At 50.6% G+C, this 22707-nt stretch carries 26 protein-coding genes; 4 read left to right on the top strand and 22 right to left on the bottom strand.

The features are described 5' to 3' along the window. Window positions 1–397: 397 nt before the first annotated feature. The 12 genes from AC3B8H_RS06725 to AC3B8H_RS06780 form a co-directional block, all read right to left on the bottom strand. Window positions 398–607 (bottom strand): cold-shock protein, encoded by a 210-nt coding sequence (locus AC3B8H_RS06725; protein WP_196433872.1) that lies wholly within the window; start codon window positions 605–607, stop codon window positions 398–400. Window positions 608–758: 151 nt separating this feature from the next. Next, complete coding sequence (locus tag AC3B8H_RS06730; RefSeq protein WP_488440844.1) at window positions 759–1247, bottom strand: OmpA family protein; 489 nt, start codon at window positions 1245–1247, stop codon at window positions 759–761. A 10-nt stretch (window positions 1248–1257) separates the two neighbouring features. Continuing rightward, complete coding sequence (locus AC3B8H_RS06735; protein WP_196433873.1) at window positions 1258–1956, bottom strand: TraX family protein; 699 nt, start codon at window positions 1954–1956, stop codon at window positions 1258–1260. 36 nt (window positions 1957–1992) lie between these two features. Further along, complete coding sequence (locus AC3B8H_RS06740; protein WP_196433874.1) at window positions 1993–2571, bottom strand: lysozyme family protein; 579 nt, start codon at window positions 2569–2571, stop codon at window positions 1993–1995. A gap of 125 nt (window positions 2572–2696) precedes the next feature. Beyond that, complete coding sequence (gene trbL, locus AC3B8H_RS06745; protein WP_196433875.1) at window positions 2697–4091, bottom strand: P-type conjugative transfer protein TrbL; 1395 nt, start codon at window positions 4089–4091, stop codon at window positions 2697–2699. Continuing rightward, window positions 4088–4384, bottom strand: coding sequence for an entry exclusion lipoprotein TrbK (trbK, locus tag AC3B8H_RS06750; protein ID WP_196433876.1), 297 nt, complete (start codon window positions 4382–4384; stop codon window positions 4088–4090). The genes trbL and trbK overlap by 4 nt, the downstream gene beginning before the upstream one ends. Before the next feature lie 6 nt (window positions 4385–4390). After that, window positions 4391–5194, bottom strand: a complete 804-nt coding sequence (gene trbJ, locus AC3B8H_RS06755; RefSeq protein WP_196433877.1) for a P-type conjugative transfer protein TrbJ — start codon at window positions 5192–5194, stop codon at window positions 4391–4393. A gap of 23 nt (window positions 5195–5217) precedes the next feature. Then, window positions 5218–6621, bottom strand: a complete 1404-nt coding sequence (locus AC3B8H_RS06760; RefSeq protein ID WP_488440845.1) for a TrbI/VirB10 family protein — start codon at window positions 6619–6621, stop codon at window positions 5218–5220. Between the two features lie 4 nt (window positions 6622–6625). Next, window positions 6626–7063, bottom strand: a complete 438-nt coding sequence (locus AC3B8H_RS06765) for a hypothetical protein (protein ID WP_196433879.1) — start codon at window positions 7061–7063, stop codon at window positions 6626–6628. Between the two features lies 1 nt (window position 7064). Continuing rightward, a complete protein-coding gene (gene trbG, locus AC3B8H_RS06770) occupies window positions 7065–7967 on the bottom strand; it encodes a P-type conjugative transfer protein TrbG (protein ID WP_196433880.1) in 903 nt (300 codons plus the stop codon). A gap of 17 nt (window positions 7968–7984) precedes the next feature. Next, window positions 7985–8737: a VirB8/TrbF family protein gene (locus tag AC3B8H_RS06775; protein WP_196433881.1), complete on the bottom strand. Its 753-nt coding sequence runs from the start codon at window positions 8735–8737 to the stop codon at window positions 7985–7987. Next, entirely contained in the window at window positions 8734–11646 is a 2913-nt protein-coding gene (locus tag AC3B8H_RS06780; RefSeq protein WP_488440846.1) for a VirB4 family type IV secretion/conjugal transfer ATPase, read from the bottom strand. The genes AC3B8H_RS06775 and AC3B8H_RS06780 overlap by 4 nt, the downstream gene beginning before the upstream one ends. Between AC3B8H_RS06780 and AC3B8H_RS06785 the strand changes: the two genes are divergently transcribed. Next, window positions 11628–12158, top strand: a complete 531-nt coding sequence (locus AC3B8H_RS06785) for a hypothetical protein (RefSeq protein WP_427501739.1) — start codon at window positions 11628–11630, stop codon at window positions 12156–12158. The genes AC3B8H_RS06780 and AC3B8H_RS06785 overlap by 19 nt on opposite strands. Here the strand turns inward: AC3B8H_RS06785 and AC3B8H_RS06790 are convergent. Continuing rightward, a complete protein-coding gene (locus AC3B8H_RS06790; protein ID WP_488440847.1) occupies window positions 12151–12444 on the bottom strand; it encodes a hypothetical protein in 294 nt (97 codons plus the stop codon). The two genes, AC3B8H_RS06785 and AC3B8H_RS06790, sit on opposite strands and share 8 nt — an antisense overlap. 139 nt (window positions 12445–12583) lie before the next feature. After that, window positions 12584–13555, bottom strand: a complete 972-nt coding sequence (locus AC3B8H_RS06795; protein WP_427501741.1) for a hypothetical protein — start codon at window positions 13553–13555, stop codon at window positions 12584–12586. 197 nt (window positions 13556–13752) lie between these two features. Here AC3B8H_RS06795 and AC3B8H_RS06800 point away from each other — a divergent pair, with 197 nt between their 5' ends. From AC3B8H_RS06800 to AC3B8H_RS06810, 3 genes are all read left to right on the top strand, one after another. Beyond that, entirely contained in the window at window positions 13753–14049 is a 297-nt protein-coding gene (locus AC3B8H_RS06800) for a hypothetical protein (RefSeq protein WP_064029161.1), read from the top strand. 210 nt (window positions 14050–14259) lie between these two features. Then, a complete protein-coding gene (istA, locus tag AC3B8H_RS06805) occupies window positions 14260–15723 on the top strand; it encodes an IS21 family transposase (protein ID WP_488440848.1) in 1464 nt (487 codons plus the stop codon). 184 nt (window positions 15724–15907) lie between these two features. Next, on the top strand, window positions 15908–16270 hold the full coding sequence (locus AC3B8H_RS06810; RefSeq protein ID WP_488440849.1) for a hypothetical protein: 363 nt from the start codon (window positions 15908–15910) through the stop codon (window positions 16268–16270). Window positions 16271–16285: 15 nt separating this feature from the next. Here the strand turns inward: AC3B8H_RS06810 and AC3B8H_RS06815 are convergent, their stop codons facing one another. From AC3B8H_RS06815 to AC3B8H_RS06850, 8 genes are all read right to left on the bottom strand, one after another. Then, window positions 16286–16807: a phage virion morphogenesis protein gene (locus AC3B8H_RS06815; RefSeq protein ID WP_488440850.1), complete on the bottom strand. Its 522-nt coding sequence runs from the start codon at window positions 16805–16807 to the stop codon at window positions 16286–16288. Window positions 16808–16917: 110 nt separating this feature from the next. Continuing rightward, window positions 16918–18189, bottom strand: a complete 1272-nt coding sequence (locus tag AC3B8H_RS06820) for a PBECR2 nuclease fold domain-containing protein (RefSeq protein ID WP_488440851.1) — start codon at window positions 18187–18189, stop codon at window positions 16918–16920. Further along, window positions 18179–18505 carry a hypothetical protein gene (locus AC3B8H_RS06825; protein WP_488440852.1) on the bottom strand — a complete coding sequence of 109 codons (327 nt, stop codon included), beginning with the start codon at window positions 18503–18505 and terminating at the stop codon, window positions 18179–18181. The genes AC3B8H_RS06820 and AC3B8H_RS06825 overlap by 11 nt, the downstream gene beginning before the upstream one ends. Next, on the bottom strand, window positions 18502–20103 hold the full coding sequence (locus AC3B8H_RS06830) for a DUF935 domain-containing protein (RefSeq protein ID WP_488440853.1): 1602 nt from the start codon (window positions 20101–20103) through the stop codon (window positions 18502–18504). The genes AC3B8H_RS06825 and AC3B8H_RS06830 overlap by 4 nt, the downstream gene beginning before the upstream one ends. Next, window positions 20096–20356, bottom strand: coding sequence for a hypothetical protein (locus AC3B8H_RS06835; protein ID WP_488440854.1), 261 nt, complete (start codon window positions 20354–20356; stop codon window positions 20096–20098). Before AC3B8H_RS06835 ends, AC3B8H_RS06830 begins: the two co-directional genes overlap by 8 nt. Further along, the gene (locus tag AC3B8H_RS06840) at window positions 20349–20732 is read right to left on the bottom strand and encodes a hypothetical protein (RefSeq protein ID WP_488440855.1); all 384 of its coding nucleotides are present in this window, start codon (window positions 20730–20732) and stop codon (window positions 20349–20351) included. The genes AC3B8H_RS06835 and AC3B8H_RS06840 overlap by 8 nt, the downstream gene beginning before the upstream one ends. After that, window positions 20722–22416: a phage terminase large subunit gene (gene terL / locus AC3B8H_RS06845; protein WP_488440856.1), complete on the bottom strand. Its 1695-nt coding sequence runs from the start codon at window positions 22414–22416 to the stop codon at window positions 20722–20724. The genes AC3B8H_RS06840 and terL overlap by 11 nt, the downstream gene beginning before the upstream one ends. A 2-nt stretch (window positions 22417–22418) precedes the next feature. Next, on the bottom strand, window positions 22419–22707 hold a 289-nt coding region (locus AC3B8H_RS06850; RefSeq protein WP_488440857.1), incomplete at its 5' end, for a DHHA1 domain-containing protein.

A 22707-nucleotide genomic window follows, 5' to 3' on the forward strand; every position in this document is an offset into this window, starting at 1 on the left:
TCTACTAACACTCGTCAGCGCTTTTAAGTTTTTCAATCTAATCGGATTAGGAATAGACAATTGTCATTATTTCTGTTGATAGTCTGGCTTGGGTCGTTTGCGAACCCTCGACCCGTAACGTAAGCAACCAGGCTTCATAGACGTGTCGTCACATGAGTTTATCTGCTAATGCCCATTTTCGCACGAATCCTTACGGTCACCCAATCTGTTTGCGACCGGGTATGTCAAGGTTACTAAAACAGGACATAACGCGGTTGCACTAACAATGTGTGTGTGTGTGTAACTTCGCATAACGCGGATTATGTTAAATAATGGAAATTAACCGCTTAATTTTATAATAAAAACAAGCGTTTACATCGGGCCCGGTTTCGCTCTTTGCTAGCCAATGAATAGATGCTTATAAAGGGGTCACGTTTTCAGCTTGTGGGCCTTTGGGCCCAGCGGTCACTTCCATGGTCACGCGCTGGCCTTCTTTCAGGCTTTTCCGACCGCTGCCTTGGATCACACTAAAGTGGACAAAGACATCTTTGCCGCCGGCTTGTTCAATGAAACCAAAGCCTTTTTCATCGTTGAACCACTTTACTTTGCCTTCTACTAGTGCTGCCATATATTTCTCTGATTGTAAAAAACCATTGCTGGGGCGTATTGTTCATACGGACAGAATAACAATTATCGCTTAATTTAAGGTTGAATGCGCGATTGGTAAAACCGCAAAAAGTGCCGGCAAGGTTACTGTGGGTAGGCAAAGTACTTTCCTACTATTGGGTGACTGACGAGTAACTGCTTGTCGGTGTGACGTACACCAGTTCAATTTCCACCCGCTGGTTTTGACGCCTCCCTTCGGGTGTTGAATTGTCTGCGATAAAATCAGATCCGGAAGCGTAATTCACGTGAATTTTCAAAGGAGACACGCCACGCTCTATTAAGTAATTTCTAGCGGATACTGCCCTTGATAATGCAAGCTGCTCGTCCTTAGCGCTCGTGATTGGCGTACTGGTCCGGCCTCGAACCGTTATCAATGCGGCATTCTTGGCGTCGTCCAAAACCGACGAATCGTTAATGCTAGGACGAAAAGTAATGCTCCGATTATCAAATAAGACTGTTACGGTATTTGATCGTGGCATTTCAATGATGCCGACATCGGCTACCGTGTTTGAGGTAATCGGCTCAATATGGAATGTTTGCGCTTTTGCGACGTTTGCGAACGTCATAAATGACGCAAGTATGACTAGGCGCTTTATGGTCATAAATACTTCCTTATAGGTTGGTGAAAGTTGTGTCTGTCATGGAAATGATCCACAGAGCGGTTAGGTGCAATGGGTAAAAGGCATAGAACGCCCATTGGACACGCGGAACGGGCAATCGCACTAAACAAGCTATCAATGCAACCGGTAATACCGCCAGGGCCCAGTAATTGCCACTGATTAGACGTAATGACAGAATGGATATAGTTGCAATAATTACCGGGGCAAGCCGTGGCGTTTTACAATACCACCACGCCGATAAGCCAAGAATAAGACCAGGCCACCAATATTCGACCACTGAGCCACCAAGTAAAAACACTACCGCCGCAGCTAGGTAGCCAGTGATCGTTTGATGCTCGATTAAATAAATGGTGAGCGTGAGAACCAACAACGCAAACATAAAGTTTAACGGCCACCATCCGGCCAGTAATCCCCCCAAAGCAAGGAAGGCCGGGGTTGCCAACGATCCACACAACGCCAATCGCTTAATAATCCGGATATGTACGCCACGCTCGAACGCCATTGGCCTTGCAAGGTTATACGCGAGAACCAGAACAAATAACGGCATCGCTAAGCGGCCCATGTTGAATAAAACAGGAATGCCGCCCTTATATAAATATTTGTTGGTGTGATCGATAATCATAAGGATCAGTGAAAACCACTTGATGGCTTCAATGGTGCCATCTGCCACAACTACACGTGGATAGTTCATTCTATTCTTCCTTTTTTAGCGGCTAAAATGAGACAGTTAGTCGGCGCTAACCATAATTTTGCGAGGGATGTAAGTTGTGGCCGTCTGCATTTGCATCGGCCTTTGATACTGCGCCGTTAAGATATTCTGTTGACTCTGAGCGGGTGCCGGCTCCGTCTTCCTTGCTTGATGGACCTCTAAAGTTCCACCCTTTAGAACCACATCTAGCCAATCGGCCCACTTGTTGGCTCGTACCATCAAATCCGCCTTGTATATCCCATTGTAATAAGGCGTTCTTGAATGATAATTTGCGACTTTGGTCCACAAGTCACCCTTATCGTCTTTGATATGAACAGCTAACCGCCATGCAGCTAGATCGTATGGGTAGCATCCGGCGCTTGCTACATCCTCTGGCGTAATGCCGTACTTTGCCAGTTGATTTAAGTAGGACGTATTGAATTGCATCGGGCCTACATCGTAAGTGCCATTTGTATTCCTGACCCATTGCCCCGGTTTTCCGCCTTCTTTCTCGGCAACAGCCAGCACAATATTCGCTGGTATATCAAATTTCTCTGCCGCAGTAATCGCGCAAACAACCTGCTCTTGTTTTTGTGGAGGAATGTCTATAGCGGGCATATTATTGTCTCGGACATTGGTTTAAGAAATTCGCGCGAGCTGTTTTCGGTTGAGAAAACACTAACGCTGAAAATATGCTGATTGCAATAATGCAAAGTTTTAACGTTTTCATGATTTTTCACCTGTTATGCTGATTGCGCGTTACCGCTATTGTTACCGTTAGTGAATGCAGCGACTTCTTCGGCTGGATCAACTGCCTCATCGGATCCAGATAAGCTATCTCCACCAAATGAGGGTGTTGTTTGCCCGCTATTGCTAATTGCGGATGCGACTTGGCCGCCGAACGTATTACTGGTTCTGTCCCTGATTTTCTGTTTTGCGACTTCGCCAATACCAGTCGCCAGATTTTTTATCATTGAAGGGCCATATTTGGGGTTGCTGTCCCGGCTGGACGTACTGCTTCCCCCCATTGCTTCACCAAGCGGTGTCGTCGTTTTTGAGGATGATGAATCGCTATTGCTCTGGCCGCCTTGTAGATAGTCGGCGGTCATCCTTGATGCTGAATCCGACCCACCACTTCCGGCGAATTCCGCTGCTTTATTGGACGCCGCCATAATGGCTTGAATACCCCCTCCGATATTCGTTGCTCCAGCGGCAATCGCCCCGCCAGCAACGCCGATGGCGGCTCCGGCAGTAGCCGCCGCCGCCATTGCTGAACCAGCTCCAAATCCGTGCCCTAGTGCCCCAGTTCCGCCACCGAATGCGACTTGCCCTAGCATTGGCGGCACTTTGTTGACCAATAACAATAAAACCACTGATGCGACTAGAAACGAGCCCATATCCGCGTAGGTCATATCGGCCTCCATTGCCGCGACATAATCATTGATAAAGGCTTGCCCAATCCCGACAATCAGAATCATTGCCATCAATTGTATGGCGACGTTCAGTACCGTTTTGTAAAAGCCAATTGCCATGTCCGTAGTCCAGCGGCCACCGCCGAAGCCCAGATAAATCACACCGGCATAAGCAAGGATCCAGCCGCTAATAAAGAGCACAAGCATATTCGTAGCAATCAGGGCCATTATTACCAGTACGACCGCTCCCATGATAATCAGCGCAGCGCCCTCGACTGGTTCCCAGATGGAGGATGCTGTAATTGCTTTGCCAAACACCTGGAATCCAGCATCAATAATGCCAGACGGTGTTACCACTCCGAGGCCGGCCGCATTTGACCCTAGCGTTTGCATTGATGCAAATATGCCGGTCGCCATTGCAGGACCGTTACTCAACAACCACCAGAAGAACCCTGTGGTGATCGTGAACCGAAGGAATTCGGCATAGAACTCGCCAATATCGGCCTTTCTTAATAATAAAAAGCCATGTGTCCATACCATAGAAATTAAGGCCAATACCCAGAATAGCCAGGTTGCTCTCGCAGTTATGGCGTCGGCCCATCCGGCTGCTGCTGCGGCGAATCGTCCTTGAACATCATCCATAATGTTCGGCCCATCTATTGCCGCTAAGGCGTCAGTAGATAACGCTATCAGGATGGTAGCAATCAATAACATTTGTTTATTCATTTGATCGTCCAATTTCGATTGTTGGCAGCACCGAACGTCACCCGGCGAGCACAAGCCGACGCTAGTCGACGCCGCTTTTTCTCATTCACAATGCGAGCAAGATTTTCATGTCGACAATTTATTTCATTGACAACAAACTCTTCGCCATCAGTGTCAGTGTCAGTGTCTGATTCCGCTTCCTCCGCGACCGGCAAAATGTCATCGCCGCGATTAAAAAGACCGTCCCAGTTGCTTACGGTTGTTGCAATCGCGGACACGATCAGTATCACCACCAGGATATATTTAATGGACATGTGGAGTTACCTGATGCTCCAGCCTGCATTATCGCCGTATGCATACGGCACAACGTGGGCCTTGTCTGATGCCGCTTGTTGTTGTGCTTCCTTATTTGCAAGAGCCTGATTTCGGGTTATGTCGGCGTTTTGTTGCGCAATCAACAACCCGCGAATTTGCAGAAGCTGATTGGCCTGTTGGCTGGCGAGCTGATTGGTATAACCGATTGCCTTGACTTGACCATCGGCACCTTGTGCCGCCGCTTGAAGATCTTCAAGCGTTGCGGCATCGGCCTCCAAAGCGGTTTGTTGGCTATCCAGGCCTTCGATTGCGGCTTTGTTTGCTGTTTGTTGCGCCTCAGAACCAAGGTGAACAGAATCGCGTAAGTCGGCTAAATCGGCTTCCGTGCAGGCCTCGCCGTTAAAACATGCTGAGCCTCTATAAGTGTTGATGTCTTTAAACTTTGACAAATAGTTATCTAGGTTTCCGAACCTGTCTTTATAACCAGTGACGGTATCAATGGTTCCGCGAAGTCTTCCCATTGTTGCGGTCGCTCTATCCCAGATATTGACCACTGGAGATGCAGTGTTTTGCAGCATATTTTCGTATTGCTGCAACTGCGTTGAATACTGTTCCAGTTGAGTGGCATATTCCTGCACTTGCTTCAATGTCTGAGCGACTTCTTCAACGGCAGTCATAACGTTTTGCGTCAGATTTGTGCCGTCAATTACTGGAACGCCCGCACGTGAAATCGTTGGTGCGAACATTGCTGTAGCGATCACCAAGCCTAACATCAATTTTTTAGCGGCTAAAATGCTGTTGTTTTTCATAACTTACTCCTATGGTGTGAACCTTAATAGTCGAATGCTTGATACGGTTTGGTTAGCGTTAGATCTTTCGTAACGATAATGTTGAATCGATAGCCGGGTCTTATTTCCAGAGTCGGCGCGATATTCATGTTTTTCGCGATCATTTGGGAGGTCACACGGCCTAGTTGTTGTCCGAGTGCATTACTCATCGCACTGTTGGCATTAGGGGCCGTGTATCCGTTGTTTTGCTGGTTCTGCTGCTGGTTATAAGTAATTCCGGCAGTAATCGCCGACATCAGCAGTGCGGAACCAAATATACGAACAAAGTGATGATTTACTTGGTCCGTGAATCCTGCATATCCCGCGCTATCGGCCCCAGGCATTGCGCCAATATTCATCGCCTTGCCATCGGGGAAGACGATACGTTGCCATGCAACAAGAACACGCGATTGACCGTATTCCACTTCGCTTGAATAAACACCAACCAATCTGGAGCCTTGCGGAACCAATAAATATTTTCCGGTTGCCGTATCAAACACGTCCTGTGAAACTTGGGCCATAATCTGCCCAGGTAACTCGGAATTGATCCCAGAAATTAACGTTCCAGGGATAATGAAACCGGCTCTCAGTTCGAATGGCGTTCTGGGCGCTTCTGGTAATGAGTCCAGTCGCCATCTATCGCTTGATCCTGATTTCCCGAATTGATTGATGTTGTTTTTGTCACCCGTGCCTTCGGAACTAACGAGTTGCGGCGATAGTTCATTGCTGCCAATCCCGCCTTCCCCACCTGCTTCCATAATTCCAGACTCTTGCAATGCCGAAAGTCGTTTCTTATATGCGGTCATCGGGTCTGCGTCCGTCATTTGCTCTCTGACCGCCGCCAGCTTCGCGAGTACTCCGTCTCGGCTTGTTGTCTGAACTTGTGATGCTGAAACGACGGTTGGAGGTGAGCCGGCGCTACGCGGGGAAACTGCCGTTACCATCGTTTTTGCCTTAATTGCATCTTCAAATTGTTGACGCTTCATTGCGGCAATACGTGCGGCTGCATCCTCTTCCGGGGTCCGGGCTCTATTGGGCGCGGCGGCTGGGGGTGTAGGCGGCATATCGGCCCGAACAATTTTGACTGGCGGTGTAGGTTCCGCTTGCGGCTCTGGTTGCGGTTTAGTTTCAGGGGGAATAATGCCTCCCAGATTATTGCCGACTATTTCCTTTGCCAACATATTGGCGTTCCCGCCTTTCTGCCGATCTGCTATATCGGGTTTGTTCTGCTGGTTTGCCCGGTCGGCTGCAACAAGGACCATTATGATCAAAAATATTGAGATGGCGACGCCCAGAATAAGCACTGGCAAGTTATTGACCCGGCGAACGCCGTGACCGGCTTCTGGCTCATCCGGTGACATTTCCGGCGACATATAATCTTCATTGACGGTATCTGCTGTACGTTCCATTGCTTTACTCCATTTTTGCCCATGCGCCTGCTGACAAGGCGGTGTTATTCTTTGCCTCATAAGCATGAGTCAACGTAACGTCGTCGATCTTGAGCTTAAGACGATACAAATCTGGCGTATTAGATGGCCTGTCAATGACGTACTGGAATCTCAGTCCAGCGCCGGTGGCAGTTGATTTCGGGCTATATTCCTTCACTGCATAGCCTTTTGCTCTCAGCGATTCCAGCAACAACATGCCAAATCGGTCGGATTTTGGAACCACTTGGCCGAAATTGAATTGAGTTTGAGCAGGTGGATAGACCTTTTCCAGCTGCTGAATGGTATCGGTCGCAATGCCTTCATGAAGCCCAGAAGGCGCATTGGATTCGAAATTGCCGAATCGTTCAGTTGCGCATCCAAACAGTCCGGCAATACTGATGACGAACGCTAATATCCTGATCATGTTATTTCACCCGTTGAATGGTTACGGTGTCTTGATTTGAACCAACACCTGCAATCATGATTGCTCTATCGAATACAGTGTCGACAATGTAACGGTCGCCCTGTACCCGATAATTCACCATCACGGTTTCATCGTCCTCGAACACCCCCCCTTCCCTGCGCACAACAAGCAATGTCGGTGCTTCGGTTTGGGCCATTGTTTCCGGCATTTGAATTATGGTTTTTTGCTTATCGTGATAAACGCGAACTGGAGTCCATGAAATTGGGCCATTAGGTTCGATTTCATAATCGAAGCTCAGATCCCCTAAATACTCGCCGGTTTGAGGAATGGTCTTTTCTTGGCGTTCTTTATGTTCTTTATGGACGATTGCATTCCATTTCGCCATCGCATCCTCGGGATAAGTAAAAGCCACTTTGGGCATGTACTGTGTGCGGTGTGATCGTAGCTGCAAGTTATAGGCCCGGCGATTGGTTGTCACCGATAGCGATGTTTCCAACCCAACATCATGTGGCTTGATAATCAGATGTTGTACTTCGTTCGAACCGCTACCTTCTATCGCGGGTTCAATGGTCCATCTTGCGGTGTCACCGAGATTTATCCCGTTTACTTGTTCGCCAGGCTGCAACGATAAGTCGCACACCTGGAGAACTGCACAGACGATACTTGGTTGTTGAGCGCCATAAAGAAAAGTGATCGTACCGTTTTGTCCGCTGGTTGGTGCCATACCGGTTGCACTACTCGCTTTCCACTTTTCCGCTATCGCAATCGCCTGTTTTTCTTGCTTGGTTAATGTTGGGTTTTTCGTTGCAAAGTACATATCCGCCATATCCGGCTCGGCCTCGGCGGACTGCATTACAAATAGCGCCATTGCTATCTTTAGCATTGCTCTAAATTGCTTTTTCATAGAATTCCCTCGTTCGGTTAAAACTGTTGTTGTCTGGACCAAGAAAAGTCTTTCACGTAAATACCGATTGGGTTTTTACGGATTTGCTCTTCGCTTGTGGCCGGTGTTGGCTCAACGACTTTAATGGTGACTAATGCCCTCATGAATGCAGGTTTGCCGGTAACGACACCCTGCCGGTCGCGGGTCGTTTCAATCCAATCGACCTCCCATGTGTCTGGGGTTTGGGCAAGGACATTCACCACTTCTACGCTTACCATTTCCTTTATCGCGCGTTTAAACGGACTAGACTCTTCGGTGCCATTCAACCATTCAGTCATTTTTTGTAGCGATGGATCCCCAGGAGCTAACATTGCGTAAACATCCATAACGGCTTTTCGTTGTAGCGCGATGTCTATGGTGACTATTCGAGAATTCGAGATAAAGGCTGATACGGCAGATGCAACTACTCGCCCATCCACTGGTGATGCACGGTCGGCTCTGGCGACAGCGGCGGTTTGTCCTAGTTTGTCTACCTGTATGACATAAGGCACAAATTTCGATAGCTGACCGATATGGATCATTCCGCCAACTCCGGTTAACGCCACTAACAAGGACAAAATCCCCATTATTTGCCAGGCCTGCCGTGTAGCTATCACACCTTGAGTGTGATCTTTCCATGTTCGTCTTGCCGACAAATAAGGATTTTCGTTTTCTCCAGCTCTGCGACCACCAACCAGAACTTCCGGGCGCTTTCTGGGATCCGCTTTAGGGTCTTTTCTTTTAAAAATCATGCTGCTTTCTCCAAGTAATCTTCAATGCTTAACCCCTTTCTACCGAGCCATTCATCAACCCATTCATGCCCATGAGTCGATTTGAGTTTTTTAATAGCTGCTACAGAGTCTTTATCCGATGAACCTACAAACGCCAAAGCGAGTGGGCCTAACGCAAGATCGTAGAGACGGCAGCCTTCTTCGGAGACGTAGTAGTAATGTCGTTTGGGGATGGCCGTCGCCAACAACTCAATTTGCCTGGAGTTAAGCCCCATACGACGATATAGTGCGGTTGCGTCTTCCTCCCTGGCGTATATGTTTGGCAAGAAGATTTTCGACGCAGTTGATTCGATAATTACGTCGAGGATGCCCGAATTCGCGGCGTCCGATAAATTTTGAGTTGCCATCAGAACGAAACAATTCGCTTTCCGCAGTACCTTTAGCCACTCTCTAATTTTTTCGCGAAATACCGTATGGCCAAGCATTACCCATGCCTCGTCCAAAATAATTGCAGTTGGTTGGCCGGTTAATGATCGTTCGATGCGCCTAAAGAGATATAACAACACTGGAAGCGCATATCGATCCCCGAGGTTCATTAACTCTTCAATTTCAAAAACCGTGAAATCGGTTAGTTCTAGCCCGTCTTCTTCCGCATCCAGTAAATGCCCCATTGCGCCATCAATCGTGTATTGTTTGAGCGCTTCACGAATAGCCTCGTCTTGAATAGTGACCGTGAATTCGGATAATGTTCTAGCGCCGCTGTTATGCATATTGATGATGGCATTACCTATTTCATTTCGTTGAGCTGGCGATGTATTCAAGCCATTTAACGCCAGAATGATATTGATCCATTCCATAGCCCATGCACGATCACTTTTGGTTTTCAGATATTGCAAAGGGCAAAAGGCCAGTTTTTCGTCGTCGGCGGCGACTGTGAAATGTTTGCCGCTATGTCCGCCACTCGTTGCATGTATTGCTTCTGTTAATGGGTACAAAGACATCCCTTTGTCGAATGCAAAAATGTGCATCCCTTGATAGCGGCGTAACTGTGCGGCGAGTATGGCGAGATGGGTAGACTTACCGGCACCGGTTCTTCCGAACATGAAGGTATGCCCGACATCACCAACATGGAGATTAAGCCTAAATGGTGTTGAGCCCTGTGTTACACAATGCATAATCGGTGGTGAAAGAGCCGGATACATTGGGCATGGTGCATATTCGCGCCCGGTCCAGATCGTGCTAATTGGCAGCAGGTCTGCCAGATTCATGGTGTTCAATAGCGGGCGGCGAACATTCTCGACGCCGTGACCAGGCAAACTACCTAAATAGGCCTCCATTGCGTTGATGGTTTCGATTCTGGCGACAAACCCTAGTCTGTTGATAGCCTTCTCTACTTGTTGGGCCAGTTCCTGTACAAGTTTTCTATTCTCGTCCATCAACACTACAACGCTGGTGTAATAGCCTTGGGCTACTATGCCGCTGTTGACTTCGGCTAACGCCGCTTGTGCATCGTCCACCATATTTTGTGCGTCTTCATCAATTGGGCCCGTATTAAGATTGAACACTTGATCAATGAAACCGCGGACTTTTTGCCTCCACTTTTTACGGAATTTTTCCAAATGACTGATTGCCTCATGCGGGTCCATGAAAATGAACCGTGACGACCAGCGGTATTCGATTGGTAACTCACCAAGAGCGGTAAGCATCCCTGGCGTCGATTCAAGTGGGAATCCTTCAATTGCCACAACCTGGATGTACTTTCGACCGATCTTGGGGATTACACCGGCTAGTAAATCCTCACCACCAATTAAGCAGTCGAGATACATAGGATTTGTCGGCAGTTGGACCGGGTGATTTTTCCCAGTAATGCAGAATTGCAACCAGCGCAATAGATCGTCATGAATGACTGTTGTCCCATCTTCATTGACAATTTCATGTCCTTTAAGACGGCGCAGATTGACCGCCGCCGACAATCGCGTTTCTATGTTATGGCATTCGCGTTTAAAGTGTTCGATTAGGTCGGTTGTGTATGCCTTGGCGTCCGGTTTTTTTGCGTCATCGTCGAACATCAGTTCAATAAACTTACGCTCAGCGAGTACAGGAGGAAGATACGTCAATGTCACGACGAAGTACCCTTCGTACATGGTGCTTAGCCCTTCGAATAGCTTCCGTCGCTCTTCGTCAATAGCTGCGGTAATCCGATCAGGAAAGGCCGATAAGCCGCGTTCCGAATATGAAGGCGCAGGACGACGCACGGCATCGACATGGATCATCCAGCCACTACCTAGTCTGGATATGGCCTGATTTAACCTAGCTGATATTGATTCGCGGTGCGCTTCCGTTGAGCTATCGTTATCATCGCTCGTATAAAGCCAGCCGGCTAAAAATGATCCATCTTTCCCGACAATAATGCCGTCGTCGACTTCGGCGGCATAAATCAACAAGTCGGCAACACTGGCGTTTTTTGATCGATGTTGACTTAACCTGCGATCCTTGTCCGCCCTGTATATCATTCTGGCGAGGATTGCGACTAACGTAATCCCCAGTAAAGCTATCGTGAATGTTATGGCCTCGATCATCATCTGTATTGTTTCCCTTGGCTGTTTGCGAAAAAACCTTCCACTTGCACACCCAAGGTCATGTGAGTTGCGCGGCTTGTGTGTTACGTGCTGCACACTAATTGAACCAACTTGCACATAAGAATCTGGAGAAATCAGCCACTTAAAGCTGTACGTAACGGCGGCAAAATATTGCCGCTTATTATTGGTGCTAGCTTCGAGTAGCGGCAAGCCGATACCGAAAAGGCCATCAGAACGCCATAAAACTGTCAAAATTCGCTGGCACAAATTATGCTTACAATTTAAAAACTGATTTTGAATGTTTGAATTACCGTTTAATAAGGAGATAGAGCATGTTTGTAAATACGACATCGAATACGCACCCGACTTACGGCACCTCATCCGTTGCCCGCAATTATCAATCTAACTCAGCCAACAATATCATCGCTGGTAATACTGCGAGTAGCGGTGATAGCGTACAAATAAGTGGCTCCGCATATAAGGCTTTAAACGACTCAAATGCCACAACATCAGATGGCGTTAAGCTCATCTTTGATCGAGTAAATAGTGACCCAGAATTTGCAAAGGAGATGGCTAACGTATATACATACTCTAGAGATTTTGAGCTTGTAGATTTAAATGATTTGCCTAGCCTAAGTGACACATCGGCCATGTCCGCATATGCTCAACACGTCAAGAGCTTTGAAAATGAAGCAGATAAAATTAGGGGCCAGCGAATTCAGATTTATACTGAAATGAAAGGCAGTGGAGCTAGTGACGCGGATATATTTAACAAGATTATGCAGTTTAATAAAAATTTGCCGGAAGATTACCAATTAAAAACGGGCCTTGATAAATATAGCCAATATTTAAAATTTACATGATGATTCTAAAAACCGCCTTTATATTTAAAAATATAAAGGCGGCTATATCATAATATAGCGTCGGACCTCCGGCGCTATTTGCCCAAGCGCCACCGGTGGCAAGTGGGACAATACCTAAACTTTCAACAGGGTCAGATGGTGCTCCCATTGGAGCTGACATAATTTCTGATGCCGGTATAAGCTGAACGGTGGCCGCCACAGACCCTGTCTGAGCCACTACAGGCTGCATCAGTGCCATTAAGCCTAAACTGAGAAGAATTTTCCTGCCAATTGATTTTGTAAGCATACCATTACACTCCTAAAAAATAACTCCAAAATGTACTTCAGTTTGCGGGCAACGAGCTTAGCCCGCGACGGAGTATAGTTTACGACCTAACATCTGAACTGCGTCATATCGTCACAGGCGCAGTCCAACCGTTAGTCGGTCATCGCCCACTCTGAATTTCCTTCTCCAACGCCTTCCAAAGCCAATCCTCACCATAGGAGCTTTTGGTTTCTTGGCACAGATGTATCCAACCCCATTGCCATTTCATGAAATCCGATTGCCAGGTTTTCCATTGTTGTTCGGTCGGTGGTCCGTATTGCCAATTGGGTGCGAGTACTACACCCAAGCCAAGCGGCACGTCAAACCCGTATTGGCCTTGCAACAATAGGTACATAGCTCGGCGACGATTGGCCCACGAGGCGAAAGGTTTTAATGCCGGCACTTGATAGAGGGCGGTATTCAGCAATTCGATAGCCCAAAGGTAATGAACGGAGTTGACCAAGAACCGCCTATCTCCCCAATCGGTTTGGCAAAAGATTTGCGCCACAAACACCACATACAATTCTTCTCCAATCCGGCGTGATAGGAAACTCCTCCCCATCATCAGTAACATTCGGTAAATGTCTTGGGCTAGCTGGCGGTTGTGGACATGATCGTCCTGTTGCTTGGACTCACGCCAATACAGCACTAAGGCCGACAACGTATCGAGGCTCGCCAATTTGAGCAACCGGCGACTTACTGACGACGAGTAAGGTTGGCGGCGCTTAGCGGCGCAAATACCGCCGTCTTTCGCGGATCGATACACAATCGCTTGCACCTGCGGCTCCAACTTTTCCAGCCAATGATCGATTTTCGGTAGCACCCGATTGCCCAGACGTAGCACTTCCCAGAGCGGATGATTGATGTCTCGGGCGGAGCCCGGTGCCTTGGCATCCACCAAGGCAATCAACGCGGCGCCGGGCTTGTGTTTACCGGCTTGGTATTTACTCCACTTGTTTTTTGCAGGTAACGGTATGCCATCCTTGGTCTTATCCTGGGGCTCGAAGTGCTTTTCCAGTTGGTAGGCGGTGGCTAATTGGGCTTTCTGCTGAAGACCGATATACCAATACTGCGTTCTCAGACGGTTGATCAAACGACGATTGTAGGGATTATCGGCAATTGGTTGAAGTATCGCTTTTTTCGCGTCGTCGAGGCGAAAATTGATACATGATTGTTTTAATTGACTTATTGTTGCCATTTTAGGGTAAAAGTTTGCTCAATCTCTCCTGTTTCGCGGATAGCGTACATCAGTTACCCTATGGCACATCAAAAATTGCTACCGAACGTGACATGACACAACCCGAGCCAATCGAGCCTTTAGTACAGGAATTGCAGGACACATTGACTCGTCTGTACGGCCCGCTGTTGGCGAGTCGAGACCTGTGGAAGCTGTTGGGATTTACCAACCCGGCGGCATACCGCCAAGCCAGGTTACGGCAGCGGATACCGGTGGTGGAGTTTGAAATTGAAGGCCGGCGCGGCCGTTTTGCGTTGACGCAGGATGTCGCCCGTTGGCTGGCCGAGCAGCGCTTATCGATCCCGCAAACAAATAAAGACCTGGAGACATCAAATGACGTAACTGACTAGTCGCATTAAATTCGCAGACTTAGAACGAAAAAAGCCCAAGGCGGCAACCTCGGGCTTTTCAAGAAACCGTCAAGAAATTCAACCACTCATGACGATTTCATTGTCGATCTAATCCAGGCCGGCGTCAAGTCGGCTGTCTGTTCCTATGCCTTTTTTTAAATACATCGCGACGGGCGAAGGATTTCGTGCGCCCCGTCGCTAGGAAAGACAATGAAAATATCCATAACCACTTTACGCCAAGTGATTCGGCTCTTGGCGGACCCAGACCTCTCGTTGCGAACCATTGGGCGCACCTGCCACATTGCTCCCAATACCGCTAAAGCGGTTCACGCCCAATTGGTCAACAAACAATTGAGTTGGGCGGATCTCCAGGCCCTGGATGATGGCAAACTTTACCAAACGCTGTTCGGCGATAAAAAGCCAGGCGATTCTCGAAAACCTGTACCGGACTGGATTCAGGTACATTCCGAATTATACAAACGGGATATGACCTTGCAATTGCTTTGGGAGGAATATCGTCAACGCAATACCGATGGATTGTCTTATGAGCAATATTGCCGCCGTTACCGAACCTGGAAACGCAGTTGCAAGATCAGTCTGCGGCAAATCTATTTTCCAGGCGAATATATTTTCGTCGACTTTTGCGGACGTACCATGCCGATTCGTGACGCCACAACCGGGGACATTTGGTTCGCCCAGGTATTTGTTGGGGCACTGGGCGCTTCCGGATATTTGTTCGCCACAGCCATCGCGTCTCAGAAAATCGCCGACTGGCTTAAGGCTCACGCCTTGATGTTGGAACACATCGGCGGTGTTCCGCGTTACATCGTACCGGACAATCTAAAATCTGCCGTGCTGAAGAACAATAAGCAGGGATTATTGCTGAATTCGGCGTACCAGGAATTTGCCGAACATTACGATTTCATCATAAGACCGGCTAGACCGCGCAAACCTAAGGATAAATCACTGGGCGAAATCGGCGTGCAAATCGTGCAGCGTTGGGTGTTGGCCCGGTTGCGCGATCAAGTGTTCTTCAGTCTGGACGACTTGAATACTACGATTCGTTACTGGATGGAAAAGCTCAACGAACGTACCACCCGGACGTATCCGAATAGCCGTTTTCAGCGCTTTTTCGATTTGGATGCGCCGGTCTTACAAGGGCTACGCCATGATCCTTATCCTTACAGTCAATGGCGCTATCAGGTCAGAGTGGACGAAAGCTATCACGTTGAATACGAGCAACACCACTATTCGGTGTTGTATACCTATGCTCACCAACAGGTTGATATTCGAGCCAACGACGAGTTTCTCCATGTCTACTACCAACGCCGATTAATTGCATCGCACACACGAAAACTCGGTCCCGGTCGAACCACCTTGGATGAGCATATGCCGCCCAACCACCGATTGTTTCGCGAAGGGACGCTGGAAGGATTGCAGACCTGGGCGCAATCGGTCGGCCCGTCCACCGTGACGTTTTTACAACGCAGTCTTGAAGACAAACGCCACTTTGCCAGCCGTCTGAAAGCCGCCCAATTACTACGCCGAGACGCCCAGAAAGAAAACTGGCAGGGGCGCATTGAGTCGGCATGTACGCATGCGCTAGTAGGGAGGGGGTGGAAATGGGACAGGTCAACTAACCCAAATTCGCCCGGAAACCCGCGAAAACACTAGATTCTCACCGAAACATCAAAAATCTTGAATTCCGGACAAAATTGGGCTCAATTGTAGGAAATATCCCGAGAATATCGGCATAAATTAATCGCGTAATAAGGGTATTTTCCCCAGGTTTTCGCTTGAAAACCTGCCGCAACAGAGCGTCAATACCGTCAACACAACCTACCGACGGAGATAAACAATGACGCAAATCATCCCTCAAACACAAAATATCGTATGGGGCTTTTGGGGCACTTTAGATGGTCATACCGACCCGGCCGCCGCATGGCCCATAGCAGTCAAAAAAATCGCCGATGCCACCCATCAGCCATTCGAAACCATCCAGCCCTTTTTAGACAGCCGGTACGGCCGCCAATTTGGCGATACCGTCCTAAACCATCTTTTAATAAAGCCCGACCTAACCGATGCAATCGCCGCCGCCGTCGACCAATGGATGACTTGGAAGATCAGTAAAATGACCGCGAAAGAATACGGCATACCGAAAGGCATGCCATATCTAACCGGCTTCGTTATTCATTGTGAAATCATCGAATACGCCGATTAAATCCCCTTCAAACGATCATCGAACCCGGTGTAAAACCCGGGTGAGATGATCGATCGTGACATGCTCCACCAGATTCCTATCGCTTTCCGGGAAGCCCAGCAACTCCCGCTTGGGTAAGCCTGGATGATTCACCCGCCGCCGCACAATTCCCCCAAACGCCAACGCTTGCTTATTTCGCGGCCGAATCACATAGGGATCGGTACCGCCGTGGTGAATCGCCGCCAGCTTGGCATCCCTCGCCCCGTCGAAACCCAAAATCAACGTATTCGCGGACACCTGATAATTCAGACTGGCCACCATCCGCCCGGTTTTTTTCAACGGCCCACCCTTGCGCTTACCCTCGGCCAGCGTCATCGCCGACAGCGGCTTCCACTCCTTGCCATCCGGATCGACGCCTTTTTCATGTCGGCGCCGGTTAACCCGCAACAACGACTCGCCGATGCTGCCCAGCATTTCATCCGGCGATGCAATTTCGCGCCTGGCCACTTCCAGAATATGTTCCAAATGGCTAATGTCGAACTCGATCTCAAATTGCATAATCCACCGCCGCCTATATAATAAAGGTGTGAATCGGTCAGACTGCGCCTCCGCGCGCTACTGCCCAATATCCGATCCACAAAACGCGACCCCTAACAAGGCCGCGTTTTTTATTTCTTAAACAACAACCTGCCGTGACGTTGTTTATCGAAATAACCCAGCCTGGCTTTCTCGGTTTTGTGCGATGCCATAAACACCGTCGCGCCTTTCCAGCCGGTACTGGCCCATTCAAAAATACCCACGCCGAATTCCCCAGATCCATCCAGTTCGAACGCACGCAGATAGCGTCGTTTTAGCCGCCAACGACCTTTTTCCCCGCGATCCTGCTCCCAATACCACCAGATTTCATCGGGCTCGACCAGCGACATGGCCAGCAAGTTGAGATACTGCAACCGGTGTTCCTTATCGGCATCAGCCAACCACTTAAAATCGCCTTTCCCATCCTCAAATAACGCCCTGGTCACGGCAAGCGTAGTACCTGCAGCATCGGTAAACGCCGCCCCTTGCTCCATCGTCGCCCCAAAGATCGACAAAAACTCCACCACCGCCACCTCCGGCGCGATATCGGCCGGCAGCAAAATGTTCGGTGACACCTTGGTCGGCTTCGGCATCTCCGGCACCTTAAATCCGGTCGGCCACGGTTTATCGCGCTGTTTCAAAACCGCGTCGTAACCCGTCAACGGCGGCACCGTCAGCGGTCCCAGATAGGCCTTGCCGGGGTTATACGCAAAGCCGGGGTCGATCCCTTTCGGCACCCGCACAGTGCGCGGCGACGCACCTTTGCTGCCGACTGTCTTGGTCTCCCATTCGAGTACCAAGTTGTCAGGCCCGGACATGCCCTTCGCTGACCACAACTGCTCCGCCTCCCATTGCGATAACGAATTCCAGCGACATTTGCAGCCCCAACCGTTCTGCGGTGAAATGACGTCAACTACTGGATCATCAACCGAAAAAATCAGCCCATCCCAGAACTTATGCTCCAGGCGCGGATGCTCGATAGAGGTATGGTCATACTCTAAATAAGGCCGCAAGTGTTTGACAGCCTGTATTTGCTGCCATCGCCCGGCGTTGTACGACTGATTGATATTGGTGTCGTAGATCACCTTGCTCCGCCAGCCCGCCGAACCGTTGTACGACCAGCCATGCTTAGCCACGATCTCATCAAACCGCCCGCGAAAATCCTCATAACCGCCGCCGTTTTGCTTGGCGTCGAAAATCGCGTTATAGAAATCTTCAACCAAGGCATCGTGCGCCGCACCGGCCACCACAAAGGCGTGGCTATGCTGTTGTTCCCAAATATCGGTCCAACTGGCGGTTGGCAGCTGGATTTTTGTCTTATAAAAGTCAATCGCCTCTTTAAACGGCAGCTTTTCAGGCTTCAATCGGCATCTCCCAATACACCAGCGGCCCATCCTCTCTCACGATTCGGCCGCGAAACGGCGGCGCGGCGCCCTTAACCCGCCAGCAATACAGCCGCTTGGCTCGGTAATCGTCGACCAACTGCCGGCGCAATTCGCGTAGATCCGCGCGCGTAATCGGATGGCCCGGCCACGCTAAATCGGCGCCCATCTGCACTTCGCCACGGCCGATAAAATCCAGCGTGCATACCAAATTAAACGGGTCGCCGTTGCCGTAGCTCAACCCGTCGGCAAACCGCCGAACCGTCGCCTGTTTAATCTCGATATGCACCGTACTCATTCGCCGGTACCGATATCGCCGCGCCCGGCCAAATGCGCCGCCGCCATCCCCAGCTGCAATGATCCCGCCCAGGCTTTACTGTCCAGATTTAACGCCTCGATGCCCGCGATCGCGTCATCAAACGACCCCGCCGCCGCGACCACCGCCGCAATCTGCTGAATCGCTGCCTCTTCATGCGGCATGCACAGCGCCGCCAGCTGCTGGCTGTAATTGCCGACGATATCGCCGTCTTGTTGTTGCCTGGCCAGCGCTGCCAGCCGTTCGACTACGCCTGTCCCGAGCGTAGCCGAGGGGCTCACGACAGGCCGGGTTAATGCCGCCCCGGCTTGGGTCGGCGCGGGCGATTTGCCGGACACCGTCAAAATCTTCGCGTCCTTGCCGGCTTTCGGGATCTGCAACGCCTTATGCGCCCAATCCACGTCAATCTCCATGCCCATCGCCGCCGCCAGATCCAGCACCTCGGCCATCGCCTTTTGATCGACTTCGTCCGAGGTATCGTGCCGCGCTTCCGGCATGCGGTCTTCGGCAAACATGCCGTTCAACAAGGCAATCGGCCGGACGATATCGCGGTTGATGGTCGGGTCGATCTGCCGCACGTCGTGCAGCATGATTTCACGTCTCACCTTGTCATGAATCGCCCCCAGCGCATTGGTACTGGTCTTGCCGTCTGCCTGGCTGGTCAACGTGCCGCCCAGGATCGCCATCGATTGCTTGCGCTCCCAGTATTGGATGGCATTTAAAAAATCGGTGACGTTGCCGGTCGAGCTTTGCGTGACGAACTCGATAGTCATGGTGCTGGGCACGATGCCGGCGCCGTCGTTGCCGATATTGCGCACCGCCTTTAGCAGCTGGGCTTTCTCTTTATCACCGATGCCGGCCGGAAACTTACCCAAGCGCAACGGCATGCCGTACACTTCCAGGAAGCGCTGCATGTCGCGCACGTTGTAGGCCTTGTAGGCGTAAGTCCAGGCCAGCACCCGGAACAGCGGCGCCTGCTCGATGTATCCCGACTTGGCCCGGTGCTCGTGAATCACCCAACCCCAGTCGCGCAACGGTTCCGGCATACCCATACGCCGATACATCAGCGCGCCGGTCTTGATGTCGATCTGCAGCTCGCGCTGTGGCACCCAATGCAGCGCCGCCGGCACCCACTCCGCGCCGGTCCGCCATTCGATCTCCAAAGCCGCCAAGCCTTTGCCGATCGCATCGGTCAAATCGTACTGCGCATCTTCAAAGCGCGGGATCTGACACAGCATGTCTTTCAGCTCTTTAGCCCGGTCGATCTCCGCCTGGGTGGCGTCGTCTTTCGGATGCAAGTCCCAATTCAACCCAGTCACCGCGCGGCGGCGCTTGGCCAGCTCCGAGAAAATATGCGAGTCCTGCTCTTCGACCAATTCGAACAGCGTGGCCTGATCGGTAATATAGCCTTGGTCGGCCTGGGCGAACGCAGTCGCCAGCCGGGTCGGGTCCAGCGTGTTGACGCTGTTGTAATTCATCGGCGTGCTTTGCGTGGAGCGAGCGCCGGCTTGCAACACTTGCAGACCTTTCTTGCTGACGCCCGCAAGCGCGGCCAGGGCGGCTTTGGCTTGTTTAATCATTGGCCATATCCTCATCGCATCCATCAAACCACTCGGTGCCGTACCATTCGATTGACAGGTCCTCATGTACATACGACGTCGAATCGTCTTCTAAAACCCAAAAAGCCCAGCCGCACTTACCTTCCGCCGAGTCTTCAGAGCCATCTTCGATCAGACGGAATGGCGGAACAATGCCGTCGAATATCTCCGCTAGAAATTCTGAGATAACTTTAATCGCGGCAACTTCGGTCGGTCTTCTTTCTTGTTTAATCATCCTCGGCCTCCACTACATACGGCGGTTTCGGATAATCGACATCGGAGAAAGACGCTATTGATGGATATTCAAGTTGCGAGACTATCCTAAACAGGTCCTGGACATATTTATATACAAGCGATGCATTGGTTGAGTCATAACCAAAATCGTTGATGAAGGTGGAAAACGTCGCTCCCATTCCATGCGTGTATAACCACTCCATGAAATCAGCTGCAATCCGCAATACCGTGATCCTGTTGCAGCGTTGGATCATTTGAATTCTGGATTGCTCTCGCTCATCCAATACTTCGGCTTTCAATTTTTCCAAGCCATTCAATATTCGGCGCTGTTCGTCTTCGGTGAACTCGCTTAAATCCAATGCTTCATCAGTCATCATCCCAATCCTCGTCATAATCATTATTCCCCCGGCTGGTCGAGCGCCGCTGGCCGCGACTGCTGCCTGCCGGCGTGTAATCCCACTCGCCGCCAAACTGTTTGGCGATTTGCCACAGCATTTCCAGCGCGTCCGGGCCGTCGTCGTGGTCGGCTTCCGGCCAGAACTTCAATTGCTCTGTCATGGTTGACTGATTCCGATGCAACCGAATCAGGCCATTATTAACGTGTGGCTGCAAACTGATAATCCGCAGCGCTTTGTCAGTATCCGGTTGCACCGGAACGCCCGGAAACGCAATAGAACGGAGCGCCGCCTCTTTTATTAACTGTGTATGCAGAAAAAATTGAAACTGCACAGTTTCAACTGCCCACGCCAGGCAGTGATACTCAATCTGATAGTCAATCGCTCTGGTAATGATTAACTCAGGAACCCGCTTGCAGATGTCAGCCTCCACCACATCCAGCACCATCTTTTTACGATCCAAACCGCCTACAAGAATCGCCGACGGGTCGCCTTTGACCGTGCCTTTTTTCCCAAGCGACGGGTCTATCGAGCCGAAAAACACCCAGTCAGACAGCCGGTTCACCCAAAACTGAATGTCCTTAAACGGCGCGTTTTCGTCGTTGCCGGCCTCGTTTTGCTGCTCCTGACTGAAAGCGTCGTGATTGATGGCTCGCATGCACATTAATCGGTACAGCGGCCGCACTTCCGGCCAACTGCACACCGCGCCGGCATCCATAGCGGCTTTGTTCTTTTGATAAAACGCCAACGCCTCGGCTTCGAACCGTTCCTTTTCGTCATCGTCACCGCTACGGGTGTACAACGCTTCCCACTGGTCCCAAAGGTCCATCCGATCCGGCCATTTCAAAATCGAGCGGAACACCTTGCGCCGCCAGCCCGGCGCGCGGCTGACGCGGTTGATCGCCGCGTCGTAATGCAAACTGGTACCGACCCAAAACACATCCATGCCGCCGCCCGGTCCGGCCAAACCCAGCACAGCGCTGAGTACATACTTCTGCACCTTATCGCGCTGGCCTTTGTCCTTGACGTTCTCGTCGTTCTCCAAGTCGTCCAGGAAGATCAGGTCGGGCCGGTGCGGGCCGTGCTTCATACCCCGGATTTTCTTGCCGGTACCGCCGATGCGAATCTTGATGTTGTTGGCGGTTATGGCCGTGGTCGCCTGCCACACCCGACCGCGTCCGCACGCCTCCGGAAAGTCCATCATCAGCCGCGGATTGGTATCCAGCTCGGCCTTGATGCTCTCCAGCATCTCCGCCGCCTGTTCCTCGGTGTTCATGATGATGCCGATCATGTGCTTGCGGCCGGTGACGATGCACCACAGCGAACCGAGCTGGGTTTCGTAAGTCGATTTGGCCTCGCCGCGCGGCGCTTGATGCACCTCGCGGCCGTCGGCAGCGCCGTCGATCACTTGCGGAAAGCGCAGGAAGATAAACTCGTGAAACTGGCTGAAATGCGGCGTGGGGACGTAGTGCGGAAAATAGGTTTTGCAGAAATAGCCGTAGTCGTGCCAGGCGCGTTCCCGTCGTTCCTTGCTCGCCGCCGGATCGGTGGCAAACGCCTCGCACTCCAGCTCGATCTGCTGGCGGATTTGCTCGCCGAGAACGGCCAGCTCTTTTTCGAACTCGCGCCAGTTGCGGACTTCCTGGATGTCGATGGGGTCAGACATCTTCAGATTTCAAGCATCTGCGCCTGAGCAAAACTGACACGAAAGCCAGCCGCGTTTCGATGGCCACCGCCACCGTATTGTTTGGCGATTTCGGATACGTCTAAGCCGTCATCGGTTGACCTAAGACCAAAGACCCGGCCTTGCGGTGTATCCCAATAACATGCTGCGAAAGGTTGACCCTTTGCCAGATGCGTCGCAGCATCACTGACCATGGTGTAAGGCAAATTGGCAACCGGAACAATATGTCCGGCTATGCACATGCTTCGCGTGGTTACACCCAGCAGCTCATTT

It is taken from the genome of Methylomonas sp. BG-2 (assembly GCF_057766305.1).